The following is a 14,899-nucleotide window of genomic DNA, read 5'->3' as shown; positions in this document are numbered from 1 at the left end:
GCGCGCCACGCGCGTCCGACCTTACTCCAGCCCATCTCACCAAACCTGCTCCAGGTCGCCGAGGTCTGGTGTGCGCAGCGTTGGGTCGACTATCGAGCTGCCAAGCTCCGAGCGACACATTCGCTAAAGGTGGGACGAGCCGTAGTACTTGAGCGACAAATTCGCTGTGAGGCTGGCAACTCGGACAGTGCCCCGCCCGCGCGCCACAGCACATAAACGGGACCACGCGTCTGTAGCGATCCCCAGGACGTGCCAACCAAACAACATTTGCCTCACGTTTCACAGCAGCACCGCCCACCGCAAAGCCTTGCCAGCGCAGCCATTCGGCTGACGTCGGCAAACGGTGAACCGTCAAATTTCTCTGCCGACACGGCCCCGGCCGGAGCCCGACATGTCGGACCGGTGCCCTAAGTTGGGGCGTCCGACCAACTACAGAGCGAGGAACACACGTGACCACGGCCGAACAAGACGCCGACTTCGCTGCGTTTTCTGAACTCCCCCAGGTCGACCAACAAACCCGCACACCCGGCCAACGCCGCCCCCGCTTCGACGGCGACGTCTCCGAACTGCCCGACCGCGCCTGCTGGGCCCTGCAGCACCTGCTCACCCGCCGCTACATCAGCGCCGAAGCCGACGCCGACGTCTACAGCTGGGTCCTCGAATACCGCAAAGACCTCGCCACAAGACTCTCCGAACTCGACCTGCTCCTGCGCATCGTCGACGGCACCGAGGTCGCCTTCGTCGAACAGGCCCGCTACGAATCCGCCAGGGGCATCAAGCTTCTGCGCCGCGAACCGCTCGGCACCTACGACTCCATCCTCGCCCTGCACCTGTGCCAGATGTCACGCGCCTCCGGCGGCCAGGCCGTCGTCATCAGCCGCGACGAGATGCACGGCCTGTTCTCCGGCGTCCTCAACGACACCGACCGCGACGCCGTCACCTTCGCCGCCCGCATCGACGGCGCCATCGCCCGCCTCACCGGCCTGGAGATCCTGCGCAAAACCCACGACGACGAGGACAGCTACACCATCTCCCCCGTCATCACCGCCATCATGACCGCCTCGGTCATCACCGAACTCCAGCAGCAGTTCGAACAACTCCTCAACGGCGGCGCACCGGTGGAAGAACCCGAAGATGGCTGAGCAATTCCATCTCGCACGGCTGCAGGTCATCAACTGGGGCGTCTTCGACGGCTACCACTCGATCCCCTTCAGCTCCGGCGGCGCCCTGATCGCCGGCGCCTCGGGCAGCGGCAAATCCTCACTGCTGGACGCGATTTCGCTCGGCTTCCTGCCGTTCAACCGACGCAACTTCAACGCCTCCGGCGACAACACCGCCGCCGGCTCCAGCGCCGGCCGCCGCACCGTCGACAAATACGTCCGCGGCGCCTGGGGCCAGCGCAGCGACGGCGGCACCAGCCGCGTCATGTACCTGCGCGGCGACGGCACCGCCTGGTCGGCCGTCGCCGTCACCTACGCCAGCGACTCCGGCCGCACCGTCACCGGCCTGGTCCTCAAATGGCTCACCGGCGAATCCCGCAACGACTCGTCCAGCCGCTTCGTCCTCGGCGACGACGACCTCGACATCGAGGACGTCTGCAACCGCTGGGCCGCCGGCCGCTTCGACGCCAAGGTCTTCACCGACCACTGGCGCTTCTCCACCAAGGTCGAATCGCAATACCTCGCCCAGCTGTACGCCACCATCGGCATCCGCGCCTCCGACGCCGCCCAACAGCTCCTCGGCAAAGCCAAGTCACTGAAAAGCGTCGGCGGACTAGAGCAATTCGTCCGCGAGTTCATGCTCGACGAACCCGACAGCCTCGCCCGCCTCCCCGAAGCCCTCAAGCAGATCGACCCCCTCGTCGAGGCCCGCGAACTGCTGGCCGTCGCGCAGAAGAAACGCAAGATCCTCGGCGACATCGAGCAGATCCACCACCGCTACGCCTCCGAATCCTCGGACCTCGGCATCATCGACCTCGTCGACGCGCCCATGGTCCGCGCGTTCACCGACCACGTCCGCCTCGCCCAATGCCCCACCCAGATCACCACCCTCGACGGCACCATCGACCAGCTCGAGAACGAGTACGAGGACGTCACCCGCAGCCTCAATCTGGCCAAGGCCGAAGCGGATTCGCTCAACGCCCAGATCAGCGGCTCCAGCGCCAACCTCGCCCCGCTGCAGTCCCAGGTGACCGCCGCCGAAACCGAAGCCGAGCAGATCACCCGCCGCCGCGCCGCCTATGAAGACCTGCTCGCCGCCCAGGACATCGAGGTCCCCGACACCGCCGACGAGTTCTGGAACCTGCGCGAGGAACTGCTCACCCAGGCCACCGACCTGCTCGCCAAGGTCGAACGCCATCGCGAGGCCTCCACCGACGCCGAATACGCGCAGAAGTCCGCCCGCATCGCCCGCGACGCCGCCGCCAAGGAACTCAAGCGCGTCGAGCACGTCGGCTCCGCGCTGCCCGAGTTCGCGATCGCGATGCGCGACCACATCTGCGCCACCCTCAAACTCGACCCCACCGACCTCCCCTACATCGCCGAACTCCTCGACCTCAAACCCGACCAGACCCGCTGGCGCACCGCCGTCGAAAAAGTCCTCAGGGGCGCGGGCCTGCGGCTGCTCGTGCCCGACCAGCACTGGGAGAAGGTGCTGCGCTTCGTCAACGAGACCGACATGCGCGGTCGCCTCCAACTGCACCACGTCCGCGTCAAGTTCCTGGGCGCCGAGCCGGAAGAGCCCGAGCCGAACACGTTGGCGGGCAAGCTGTTCGCCGTCGATCCCAGGCATCCGTGCGCGGCCGAGGCCGTCGACGTCATCGCCAACGCCGGCGACCACATCTGCGTCGACACCCCCGACGTCTTCGCCCGCTTCCGCCGCGCGGTCACCGACACCGGGCTCTACAAGGACTCCGACCGGCTCGCCATCAAGGACGACCGCGGCCAGATCAGGCAGTCCGAATACCTGTACCAAGGCGACGTCACCGCCAAGATCAACGCGCTGACGCTGGAACTCGCCGCCGCCGAGGAGACCTACCAGAAGGCGCGCCGCAAGGCCGACGACATCGCCGCCCAGCGCCAGCAGTGGCGCGACCGCGCCGCCGCGTGCAAGGCGATCTGCGAACAGTACCCGCAGTGGAGCCAGATCGACACCGAGACCGCCGACGGGCACGCCGACCGGCTGCGCGAACAATACGAACTGCTGCTCGCCGAGAACCCCGACCTCGACGCACTCAACGCCCGCGCCGACGAATGCTGGTCGCAGATCCAGAAATTCATGACGCGGCGCGGCGCGATCCAGACCCGCCGCGACAGCCTCGACCACCGTCGCACCCAGCTGATGGACCTGCAGGAGCGGCTCTCGCCGGCATTCGTGTCCGAGCCGCTGACCGAACTGCTGCACCGCTACGCCGCGGCACTACCGGTCAGCCTCGAGCTGCTCGACCCGGAGCCGCATCGCGACGCGCTGTTCACGTCGATCAAGAAGGAACGCGAGCAGCTACGCGAGAGCCGGCGCCGCTCCTACGACGAGTTGGCCCGCATTCTCAACACCTTCGACACGTCGTTCCCCGACGCGATCCCCAACGACAGTGAGGATTTCGACGAGCGGGTGCACGACTACGTCGCGCTGTGCAAGCACATCGACGAGCGCGAGCTGCCCGAGGCCTACGAGCGGATGATGCGCCTGGTCACCGAGCAGGCGCCCGACGCGATCCTCACACTGCACCGCGTCGCCGAGCAGGAGACCCGGCGCATCGCCGAGCAGATCGACCGCGTCAACACCGGACTCGGCGCGGTGGAGTTCAACCGCGGCACCCGGCTCACACTGCGCGCCACCCCGCGGCAGCTGCCCGCGGTCGCCGAGCTCACCGAGATTGTGCGGTCCATCTCGCGACGCATCGCCGAGGTGGGGCTGGGCGACAAGCAGGCGATCCTCGACCAGTACGCCGACATCCTGCGGCTGCGTAACCGGCTGGCATCCACGGCGCCGGAGGACAAAGCGTGGACGCGCGACGCGCTGGATGTGCGCAACCGATTCACGTTCGACTGCGCGGAGTGGGCGGGTGACGAGTTGATCCGCACGCACAGCAACGCCGGCGACAACTCCGGCGGTGAGCAGGAGAAGTTGATGGCGTTCTGCCTGGCGGGGGCGCTGAGCTTCAACCTGGCGAGTCCCGAGAGCACGGACAACACACCGGTGTTCGCGCAGCTGATGCTCGACGAGGCGTTCTCGAAGTCCGACCCGCAGTTCGCGCAGCAGGCGCTGTCGGCGTTCCGCAAGTTCGGCTTCCAGCTGGTGATCGTCGCGACCGTGCAGAACGCGACGACGATCCAGCCCTACATCGACAGCGTGGTGATGGTGTCCAAGACCGAGGCGACGGGTCGCAATGTCCGCCCCGTCGCGACCGTCGCCACCCGGACCATCTCGGAGTTCACGTCGATCAAACAGGAGATGCGTAAGAGCGCGGCGCCGAGGGTGCGGATACATACTGCGGTTAATCGTGAGGCCTGGCACTCCAACGTTTCGCGGATGCTGGCCGATGACTCCCAGCTTCCTGGAGTCCATAGGGGCTGACGCAGGGAGTCGGCAGCTCCAGGTCGGCCAGGCTGGCTCCGGTGTGTCTACGGTCGACTACTCGACCGTCGCGAATTACAGCGTGGCTGGTCACCGGAAGTTGTTCGGTCCGGTGGGTGCAGGCCGGTTTCGGTTTACCCCCCGATAAGTGTAAAAGTGGCCGTTCCAACCGTGCCGGTCAGTTCATCTGTAATGGTGACGGTGTAGTCGCCCGCTTCTGTGATGCGTTCCGAGTTGAGTGCCCCGCTGAAACCCGAGTGCACTTCTTCCGAGCACTTCGCGCTCCGTTGGGCAGGGAAAGTCTGTGGCCCAGTAACCTCCATTCGAATTTGACAAGACTCTCCATCGACTTCGACACCGTCCGCTGTGCCGGTCCAGCCGTAACCCAAGCCGAAATCAAGATTGCGATCGAACGCGAAGGCACTCGGACCGACTTTGCGACCTTGAAGTGCCTCCAAGTAAACGTCGATCTTGTCCACTTGTGTAGCGATTGGCGTAGCGGACGGTGTGGTCGTAGTGATCGACGGGATCGTGGTCGTATTCGTGTTTGTGGTTGAGGTTACTGACGGAGTTGGACCTCCTGGGCCAGTTACACCGTCGCCTCCCGTGTTCGTCGGCGCTGAACTAGAGGGGATGACAAAGTAGGCAATTAAGCCCGCGACGCACGTCCCAAGAATCCATGGGACAGCACCCTTTGAGTTATTCGGCATGAAGTGAGCGCCCAAGAGGGTCGCCACAACGGCGACGACGGCGACGATCAAGCCAGCTTTAACAAAATCCATGAAGACGAATTCCCTCCCCTTGAGCGCCAGATTCACCCCGAACGACACTCTAAACTGCCCAGCGCCAGCAACTCTGCATACGATCACGCCAATGCCCCAAAATACGCCGAAGGATGCAGACACCGGGAGCACTCATCAGTGTCTACCTTGATGCAGAAGTTGCGACTTGCAACCTTCTCCAGGCTGGCCACGTGTTGCTTGTTTGAGCATTGGACGTCGGGGAGGCGGGAGATTAACTTCCGCCCGTACGACGTTTCGTAAACCTTTGAAACGTGCGATAGAGGTCGGCTCTCCCTTCGTCGTCTGCGCCGGCCATGGGCGTATGCCTTCGCTAGGGCTTCAGCCCCCGGCGCTTCAGTCTTCACAAAAGCGTGAGTGTTGACAGTGAGCACCGTGACTGAAGTCATTGGTCTGAGACTTGCGCGCCTGTTCTCTGTTCCGGGGACACCGATTCAAAGCGACGATAGCGGGGAGGGGGCCGCATGCCGTGATCGAGTCATTCCTCGAATCGATGCAGGCGGTAGAACTGCTCGACCGGCGGGCTGTGACAACTAATCGATGAATCGCTACCGCGCTCGTCGACTACAGCGAAGCGTTCTATAGCGCGATCCGACGCACTCAGCCGTTGACTACCGCACCGCCAACAAGCAGGAAGGACATCACGACAGTACCCACTCGGCTGGGTGACCACCCCGCCGAAGCGATCCAGCAGGTGGTAACGGGGCGACGAGAGTGAGGCTGGCACACCGCAAACCACTCCAGGCATGAAAAGCGACGCCCTCACGATCTGTACTCACGGCACTCGATCGGCTCAGCAAATAGGTCAATCCCTGAGCGCAGAATAGCTACGGTGGTTGCATGGATTTGGGGGCAGTCAGCAGGTGGTATCCGATTGGTTCGGTGGTCCAAGTCGTCCACGGTGGGGGCAGGATTGCGACCGGGCGGCTGGAGGCAATCGACTCCGGCAGCTTAGTGCTGATGATGGAGGGACGGCCGACCATGCTGTCGGCCCAAGTAATTGATTCGATCGAGATGGCCCAAGCCGGATCGGTCCAAGTTCCGGCCTCGGCCAAACCCGTTCTGGTGCAGGCGCTTGAACCTGTGCGATCGCCTCAGCACGCGACGCCTCGGGGGTCCGCGGCACGTCCAAATCTCAGCCCGCGCTGGAACCACCTCGCGGACGTGTACGCCGTTAGCGACGAGGACCTGAGGCTCAGCAACCCCACCTTCGAAGCTGACAGCTCAGCTGCTCCGGAGGGCAGGCTGATCGAGATCCAGACTAGGCTCAATAAAGTCAAGAACGGCATCGCGGCTGGGCGCCGACTCAACAACCCCGAGACGGTACGGCTCGCAATTCGCGAACTTGTGCGAGCGGCCCACGATCTGCACTATCCGCCGGGCTACAACCTGGCCGCGCTGCTATTGCTCGATCTCGGTGCAGGCCCGAGCGCAAAGCGGCAGGCCGAGGAGTGGGCCGCACTCGCCGCGCCGAGCGGCGCACGATACGCCTGGGATCATGCCGTCATGCTCTACCAAGGGGGACGAAACCGCGAGGCCGTTGCCGTGCTCGGCCAGGTGCTGGCGTCCGAGCCAGCCGACGACCCGGCTGACCTCCTCCTGTGCCTGTTCGTCTTGCTGGTCCTCCGCGAGTCGATGACCGAAGCGGCCGTCGCGGCGCTCAGCCCAGCCGTGTCTGCCAACGCAGAACGCCGGAGCGTGGCGATTGGCGCAGGCCTTTACTTAGTATTCAAGCTGACCCCTGAGCTGGCATACCCGCTGGAGCCAATACTTCTGGAGAAACGCAACTCGCCCAAAGACCTCAAATTGGTGTTGGACAGCCTGTTGCCGGGAGCCGCTCAGCGCATCGCTGCACCGCCTGAGTGTGGCTCTGCCGATCCAATCCCACCGGCTCCCGCCCCTCAAGCCGTCAAGGATCCCCGGCTGCAGATCGATGCGGCCCGCCGCCAGCTGGACTTTGGCCGTTTCGAGGCGGCGCTCGCCATGGCCCGTGCAGCGCTCGCGGAACATTCGGGCAACCAAGAATTGCTCGAGATCATCGACAACGCAGAGCGTGAGCAGTCGCTGAGCCGCAAGCCTGCACCCCCTCCGCGGATACTGCACGCGAGTTACTCAACCCGTACCCCTGACACCCCCTATGCCCAGGCACAGTACGCCGACACGAAGGAAAAGAATTGGGCGAAGGCCGAGAAGCTGTATCACCAGGCGATCGCGGCTGGTGACAACGCCGAGCGCGCCGTCCGCAGTCTGGCCTGGGGGCTGCACCGGAAAAAGCGCAGCGACGAGGCGCTCAAACTGCTACAAGAGCCGCCGGTAGAGGTCCATGATCGGCTGCCTCACCAGAACATGATCATCACAGTGCTGAGCGACCTGGGCCAGTTTTACGAGGCCGCCGAACTACTCGAAGAGCTATTGCTTGGCCCATATCCGAATCAAACCAAGACTGGCCTGTTGAAGCGCCTCATCGTTCTTTACCGCAAGCAGCGTGACGCGGACCGAGCCAAGGACGCAGCCGCCCGTCTCCTCAGCTCCGCGCCTAAAAACCCAGAGTTCCGCCGCATCGCAGAAGACGTCTCCAAGGCTGCTCGCACCGGTATCTGGGACAAGATTGATGTGCTTGCTGCCAAAGTGGCATACCGACCAGATCAGACTGGCTCGATCGGCCTAGTGCTGCAGTCCCGGTTGGAACGCTGCGAGTATGCCGGCGTCAATCCGCACCGTGTACAGGAGGGCGGGCTCTCAGAAAGTGACGTCCGCGATCTTGAAGCTCTGATTCACGACCTCGGCCCACAAAAATCATTGGACCGAGCCAAGTACAACCTGACTGCGGCACGCGTTCTGTGGGACCTCGGTCGCACAGAAGACAATCGCTTCCGCCAGTCCTTGCGTGCGTACTGCGCGGCGATGGGCGACTTGCTCAGCGCAGAGCGGCGTCCAGGTGAACTGATACGCACTTACTACGCCGAAGCGGTTTCGCTCGGCCCTTGGAACGACATGGCAGAACTGAAAGTTAAGCAGTTCATCGTCAGCTACCTCCCGCCCGAGCAGCAACAGCCGGGGCGTCGTCAGACTATTGAGCACTGCTTGGACGCGGTGTTGGAGCACGAAAACCTCCGGCGTCCGCTCCTTACCGGTTTGCTGACAGTCATCAATATGGCCGACAACAAAGTTGGTGCTGAGCTGATCTCACGCACCTGGAAAGTTCAGGCCCTGCGCGACACATTCTTCAATGAGCTTTGGGACTACCTCGGGAGGAACACCGCGACCGGGCAGAGTGACTACGCGCAGCTGTGGGCAGACGGCGTCAAGACACTGCACTACGAGCTGGAGGCGCAACGCCAGGAACTCCAACTGCCATCCCGCCGGCCCGATCCGCTGCTGACCGTCCGAGAGGACCAGCAGCTTCTAGAGGACGCCGACCGTCTCGCCCCTACCACCCCGCTCGACACGGACAGGATCAAGAAGACAATAGCCACCCTGGACGAGGTCCACGGATACCTGGAGCAAACCGCCTACCTGGAACGTGAGCGTCTGGAATCGAAGATCCGCACGGGGATCGCTGAGTTGGTTGAAACGATCGTGGAGTTCCCTACTCGGCTTAGCCTCGAGTATCTGGTGCCGTTGCTTAGAAAGCTGGACGCGGCCCTCGCTGGGCACTTCGCCCAAGTTCAGAGTGAGGCCGAGCCTAGCCAGCTGGAAGTTACGCCTGTTCTATCGGGATACGCGCCGAATGCGGCTTCCACGATTCAGGTGCAATTGAGCGTCACTAACCTGCCGCGCCGCAGTCCGGTCGGGGATGTTGTTATTCATGTTCTCGATAACGCAGCCGACTATCACGCCTTTCCCGACACTATCCCTGTCGCGCACAGCCTGCGCGACGAGCAGACCGAGACCTGTACGGTCGCTCTGACCGTGACGCCTCGGGCGATCGAACAGGAGGTGATCACCTTCCGATACCAGGTGCTATTCACCGTCAGGTCGGAGCGGCGGGTGGCATCGGAGCCGGAGACCCTGTCCCTGCGACTCAACCGGAACGAGGATTGGAAGCCGATCCGTAATCCCTACCTCGAGGGACCTCCGGTCAACGACAAAGACATGTTCTACGGCCGGGACACGCTCGTAGAGGTTCTGGTCAATTCGCTCGAGCACGTAGATACCAAATGCGTGGTGCTCTACGGCCAGAAGCGGGTGGGAAAATCTTCGGTGTTGATCCACCTAGAGAGGCGCCTGCGGCTTCCCCTTATCCCAGCCAGGCTAAGCCTGCAAGAGACCGTTCAAGACCTGAGGATGCTTAGCTGGGCGATTGCGGATGCGTTCTGGCGCAAATTCGAGGATCTTGAACTCGACGACGCCATGCCGCCGCTAGGGATACCGCGCCCGGAGCTCGGCCAATTCGCTGACCAGCCGCAGATCTCTTTCAACAACTACATGCGCGACATGAAGCGGGCAATGCGGCGCAACGAGGCCTACCGCTGTTGCCGCATGGTGCTGCTGCTTGACGAGTTCACGGTGCTGTACACGGCAATCGAGCGCGGCAAGCTCGGTCCCGACTTCATGAAAGTGTGGAAGGCGATGCTGGAGAGCAACCTCTTCAGCAGCGTGGTGGCCGGAAACGACCTGATGCCGCGCTTTCTTAAGAGGTTTCCTAACGAATTTCAAGTTGCGTCTCAGGAGCAAGTTTCCTACCTGGACGAGGAGTGGGCAACCAAGTTGATTTGGAAGCCGATCCCGCTTGACAACGGCGAGTCACGCTATCGCGGCGACGCCGTGCGGCGCATCCTCGAGCTGACCGCCCGCAACCCCTACTACATCCAGTTGTTTTGCAACCGCCTAGTGCAGCATATGAACGACGAGCGGCAACCGCTGATTGGTCCCGCTGATGTAGATCGCGTCACCGCAGCGCTGGTGTCCGGCGACCGGGCGCTACCACTTGAGCAGTTTGACAACTTGCTTACACCAGGCGACGCCGACGTCAGTGAAGTGTCCGGCGAAGACGCCCTTGACTTGTTGAAGGCCAGCCTATCCGGGCATCGAGGCGACTTATACCTCGACAATCGGAAGGCACTGGCTCGCCCAAACGGCCCGCAAATCATAGAGGATCTCTTACGCCGGGATGTGATCGTCCAAGGCACCGGCGACCGCTATCGCATCAAAGTCGGCTTATTCGCGGAATGGCTACACCAACGTAAGAGTTGGGAGATCGCGTGAGCCACAATCCTTTTGCGAGCGTTGGCCAGATTGTCCACGGCGGCAGCCACATCGGCCGAGAAAGGGACATCCGAGTTGTCACGGAACGGGTCCTCGCGCAGGCCACCGCAGGAGCGACTGCAATTATCGGGCCTCCGCGAATCGGCAAATCCAGCCTCGCGTATCAGGTATTTATGTCGGACCGCGCACGGGAGGCGAATCCGCATCTGCTACCCGTCTGGATGAATGTGCGCCTCGTAGGCGGTATCCAGGGCCTCCATACGCAACTGGTGGAGAAGGTTTGGGACTTAATGCAGCCACACCTCGACGAGATCGATCCGCGCCTGAAGCGTTCCTTTGATCGTGCCACGGCCGATGGCCTGGAATGGCTTGAGGTGCGGACTCGGACGGAGGAATTCTTGAGCCAAGTGCGAAAGCGCGGGCTGCGGGTCGTGCTGATCTTGGACGAGTTCGACGCCGCTCGCGAGGTTTTCAGGACACAGCCGGGCGCCTTCCAGGCGTTACGCGCCATCGCCTACAACCCCGAACCCAACGTTGGTTTGGTGACGACCTCACGGCGGGAATTGCGGGAGATAGTTGACATGGCGGATCCAGTCGAGTCGACATTTCCTGGCATTTTCCGCTCGGTTTACCTGACCTGCTTCGATAAGGAAGATTTGACCGCGCTCGCTGCGCGACTGGACTCGTGCGACGGTGCGCGGTTAGTGCCGCGACTCTTCGAGATGTCAGGCGGACACCCTTACCTCGCCAGCCATCTGCTAGACCGGCTATGGACGGAGACGCAAGGGGCTGTGCCGCTGCCGATGGATGTCGCCGTTCGAGCGCTACGAGAGCCCATGCCGCCTGAATTCCAGCAGTACTACGCGGACCTGCAGGACCTCATGAGAGCAGACGGCCGCCTGGAGGCTTTGCTGGAGATCGTACTTGGCCCACAGCTGACCGCAACGCAAGACGACGCAGAAAGTCTTCTCCAACAAGGGCTGATCCGGAAGTCCGGGCCTGGGTACACTGCTTTCTCCGACCATTTCATGCGATTTCTTACTTTGCTCAGCAGGGAACTTAGCCCCTGGGAGACTTGGAACGCCGTTGAGAACGGGGTGCGAGGCCTAGTCGAGCGCACCTTCCAGGCCAAGTATGGCGAAGACTGGCCATCGGCATGCCGCCGCAGTCATCCGGAGATCGGGGACATCATCGACCGCTGCACAGAGATGCGCGAATACGAGCAGCGCAACTTCGGCCGTCGCGCCTCGACTCGGCTGATCGACTTCACCTACCCAGGTGACCTGTTCGACTTAATGTCCTCCCATTGGGGTCTATTCGCTCCGATTATGAAGAAGAACAAACAGTATTGGCGGGAGCGCTTCGTTTTGCTAAAGAAGGTACGGAACCCGATGGCGCACAGCCGAGCACATTCCGTCGGCGCAGCTGATTTGAAACTATTTGATGTCTACTGCACTGAACTGCTCGAGCTGATCAAAGACTGACCGGGACCGACGTTGTTTCGCGTGTGAAACCGTCGTACATCCGTCGCCTGCGGCGATTCCGTGTTGGCCATCCATATGCGCTCGGCTGGCCCCCCGTCGCGTGGCCAAACGGGCGTTTGACCGGCATTGATACAGGCACCGAGTGCCGACCGTACACCCGTCCAGTTACTGCCATGTCGGGCGGAGGCGAAGTGCATCGTGATGAGCGCTACATCGGGGAGGTTAGGACTGCTTCCGTTCCGCGCTTCGTCTCGTCATATTCGGCGATGCAGTGGCGGATTAAAATGCTGCCGGACGGTTGGGAACGGTAATGCTATTTATTTCGTTCCCTGCATTTCTGCTTGACTGCCTTTAGCTACGTTCTTGCTCCCTGTAGACGGTGGTCATCGACGGCGTAGTCGACAGTTGACATGCCACACCCCTCCGCTGCGCCCCGCTTGAGAATGGGGTCCGTCATCAATTGGTCGGCCGCCTCTGCAACCTCGCCAGCCCCGAAAGCGCGGACAACACATCGGTGTTCGCGCAGTTGATGCTCGACGAAGCATTCTCCAGACCCGCAGTTCGCGCAGCAGGCGCTGTCGGCGTTCCGCAAGTTCGGTTTCCAGCTGGTGATCGTGGCGACCGTACAGAACGCGACGACGATCCAGCCCTACATCGACAGCGTGGTGATGGTGTCCAAGACGGAAGCCACCGGTCGCAATGTCCGCCCCCTTGCGACGGTCGCCACCCGGACGATCTCTGAGTTCACGTCGATCAAGCAGGAGATGCGCAAGTCGGCGGCCAAGGTGCCCGCCGGGGCCTGAGGCCGCCGAGCCGGTCGGTTCAGCCGTCCTTTGCCCGTTCGGCGGTGAACGACACCGTCACGGTGTCAACGACTTTCATCGATCCGAACATCATCGAGTATGGTTTGACACCGAACTCGGACTGGCGAACCTCAGCCTGGCACGACAGTCGCCACGTCTCACCGAGATCCTCGACGCGCAGGCCGATCTCGCGCTCCTGGGCCACACCATGGATCTCCAGCGTGCCGGTCAGCAGATAGCCGTCGTCAGACTTGTCGATATCGTTGGCCAGGAAGCGGATTTGCGGGAACCGTTGCGCGTCAAGGACTCCCAACGCATTCGACCGCGCCAGCGCTTTCTCCGGTCCCGACAGCGACTTCAAGCCGCCTTCACCCTTCACCACTTGAAGCGATTCCACCTCGACCGTCAGTTCTGCCTCCACCGGCTTGCTGCCGCTCCACCGCACCGTGGCCAGCCAGGTGGTCATCGCGATCGTCAACCGGTGGCCCACCTTGGCCGCCCTGCCCGTGACGCCGGTGTGCACGAACAGCTGACCGTCCGACGCATCCAGATTCCATACGGGCGAAGGAGTCATCCGGTGGCGCCGGGCGCGCGAATGACCATCGGCACAGCCGGGAAATAGGCCGCCATCTCTCCGCGCGCCTTCCGCAGGGCCGCCGTGCCGTAGCCGCGCTTTCGGTGCTCGGGAAGGATCCAGATCCGAACGTTCACCTCGCCGCCGATGTGCTCACCGAAGACCATTCCGACTGTCTGCGAATCATTTTCGACCACCAGCCACACAGCGTCCTCGTCGTGGATTCGCCCGACAGCTGAGCGGATCTCGTCATCGAGACTGCCCGCCGGGCCGCCGGAGCCGTCACCGGCTGCACCCATATCGGCAGTTCTGGATTCGAAAAGGCCGCGGTCAGCCTCGGCCGAGAACGGTCGCAGCACCAGATGCTGACCGGAGCTCGCCGGGCGCTCGATCAGCGTGAAAGTCAGCTGGCTGTTCAAGTCTTCGAGCTCGGCGGCGATCCGCCGGCGCGAGTCCTTGGTGAGGCGATGGAACGGCATCCCCAACACCGCTTGAGCGCCCGTCGGCGTCGTGCCGAGCAGTGCCGCCACCGCCTCGGCGGCCGCGGGCCGGTCCTCGGAATCCACGATCGCATCGAGCACGTCATGGCGGCGGTCGAGCGCGGCGATCAGCGCGTCGGTGATCTCGCGACGTGCCGCGGCGCGGTCGTGGTCGGCCATAGCGCTCAGCGTAGACGCCAGCCGGAGGTCCTGCCGGGGCTCACGTGACCGTCCGCGTGTGACCTCGACGCCGCTGTCAGCCCGGTAATTGGTCGAGCCAGTCCGTGTTCCCGTCGACAGGTGCGCCATCAACGACGACGGTCGGGACACCGGGCTCGGGAAACTGTCGCAGCAGCGCGAGGTTGTTGGCGGCGATGGCGCGGGAGTCGAAACCGATCGGCAGGCCCAGCCTGATGAGATCCTGGGCCGGTTGGGGTGCGCCGACGCGGTTGGCCAGATCGGCGAGCTGGTTGTTGTCGAGATCCGTGGGGCCGCCCTCTTGCGGCTGGTGCTCGGCCGAAAAGATCTGCTGCACAAAGTTCCACGCGACTCCACTCGATCGCGACTGATCAGCTACGACAAAGGCCGCGTACGTCGCTCGAATGTCGTACGTCTTACTGGCCGAGTACTTGTCGAGGAAGTTCACGAACCGAAGGTTGACCCGAAGCCTGCCGTCCTCAATGCGACGACCAATGTCGTCGCCCTGCTCTTGGACCATCTTCCCGCTGAACGGACACATCGGATCCACGTACAGATCGACCACCCCGAGTGCATGCGGATCACCGATGCCGATGGCGTCCCCTGCTGGCGCCGCAACGGCCGCCTGCGCAATCCCTGCAGTCGGTCCGCACATCAGCAGTGCCGCGACCACGCCGAGGACCGCCGCGAAGGCGCACACCGTCCGATTCGCCCGTCGTCTATGCACGAGTCCCATCATGAACCGCTTTCGCTGCTGGTTTTCCACGGGCCCGACGTG

Annotated in this window: 7 protein-coding genes and 2 pseudogenes; 5 read left to right on the top strand and 4 right to left on the bottom strand. The window is 63.0% G+C overall.

The window, feature by feature from the left end; genetic code table 11:
- Positions 1–449: 449 nt before the first annotated feature.
- Together G6N36_RS25855 and G6N36_RS25850 are read left to right on the top strand one after the other, a co-directional pair.
- Positions 450–1,142, top strand: coding sequence for a DUF4194 domain-containing protein (locus G6N36_RS25855; RefSeq protein ID WP_163689570.1), 693 nt, complete (start codon positions 450–452; stop codon positions 1,140–1,142).
- Positions 1,135–4,467: pseudogene (locus G6N36_RS25850) on the top strand (ATP-binding protein); the annotation flags it as partial. The gene G6N36_RS25855 and the pseudogene G6N36_RS25850, both read left to right, overlap by 8 nt.
- Positions 4,468–4,709: 242 nt before the next feature.
- Here G6N36_RS25850 and G6N36_RS25845 read toward each other — a convergent pair.
- On the bottom strand, positions 4,710–5,480 hold the full coding sequence (locus G6N36_RS25845) for a hypothetical protein (RefSeq protein ID WP_163689569.1): 771 nt from the start codon (positions 5,478–5,480) through the stop codon (positions 4,710–4,712).
- Positions 5,481–6,215: 735 nt separating this feature from the next.
- On the opposite strand from G6N36_RS25845, the gene G6N36_RS25840 reads away from it, so the two are divergent.
- The 3 genes and pseudogenes from G6N36_RS25840 to G6N36_RS25830 all read left to right on the top strand — a co-directional run.
- Complete coding sequence (locus tag G6N36_RS25840) at positions 6,216–10,583, top strand: P-loop NTPase family protein (protein ID WP_197746618.1); 4,368 nt, start codon at positions 6,216–6,218, stop codon at positions 10,581–10,583.
- Positions 10,580–12,067, top strand: a complete 1,488-nt coding sequence (locus G6N36_RS25835; RefSeq protein ID WP_197746617.1) for an AAA family ATPase — start codon at positions 10,580–10,582, stop codon at positions 12,065–12,067. The genes G6N36_RS25840 and G6N36_RS25835 overlap by 4 nt, the downstream gene beginning before the upstream one ends.
- Before the next feature lie 478 nt (positions 12,068–12,545).
- Positions 12,546–12,870 (top strand): annotated as a pseudogene (locus G6N36_RS25830) (hypothetical protein); the annotation flags it as partial.
- 19 nt (positions 12,871–12,889) lie between these two features.
- On the opposite strand, the gene G6N36_RS25825 reads toward G6N36_RS25830, so the two are convergent.
- From G6N36_RS25825 to G6N36_RS25815, 3 genes are all read right to left on the bottom strand, one after another.
- Positions 12,890–13,444 (bottom strand): YceI family protein, encoded by a 555-nt coding sequence (locus tag G6N36_RS25825; protein ID WP_163689567.1) that lies wholly within the window; start codon positions 13,442–13,444, stop codon positions 12,890–12,892.
- Positions 13,441–14,103: a GNAT family N-acetyltransferase gene (locus tag G6N36_RS25820; protein WP_163689566.1), complete on the bottom strand. Its 663-nt coding sequence runs from the start codon at positions 14,101–14,103 to the stop codon at positions 13,441–13,443. The genes G6N36_RS25825 and G6N36_RS25820 overlap by 4 nt, the downstream gene beginning before the upstream one ends.
- Positions 14,104–14,179: 76 nt before the next feature.
- A complete protein-coding gene (locus G6N36_RS25815; RefSeq protein ID WP_163690912.1) occupies positions 14,180–14,857 on the bottom strand; it encodes a DsbA family protein in 678 nt (225 codons plus the stop codon).
- Between the last annotated feature and the right edge of the window lie 42 nt (positions 14,858–14,899).

It is taken from the genome of Mycolicibacterium gadium (assembly GCF_010728925.1).
In the GTDB taxonomy this organism is placed as follows: domain Bacteria; phylum Actinomycetota; class Actinomycetes; order Mycobacteriales; family Mycobacteriaceae; genus Mycobacterium; species Mycobacterium gadium.
The sequence above is the reverse complement of the archived record's forward strand: the minus strand, read 5'-3'. Positions and strand labels throughout refer to the sequence as shown.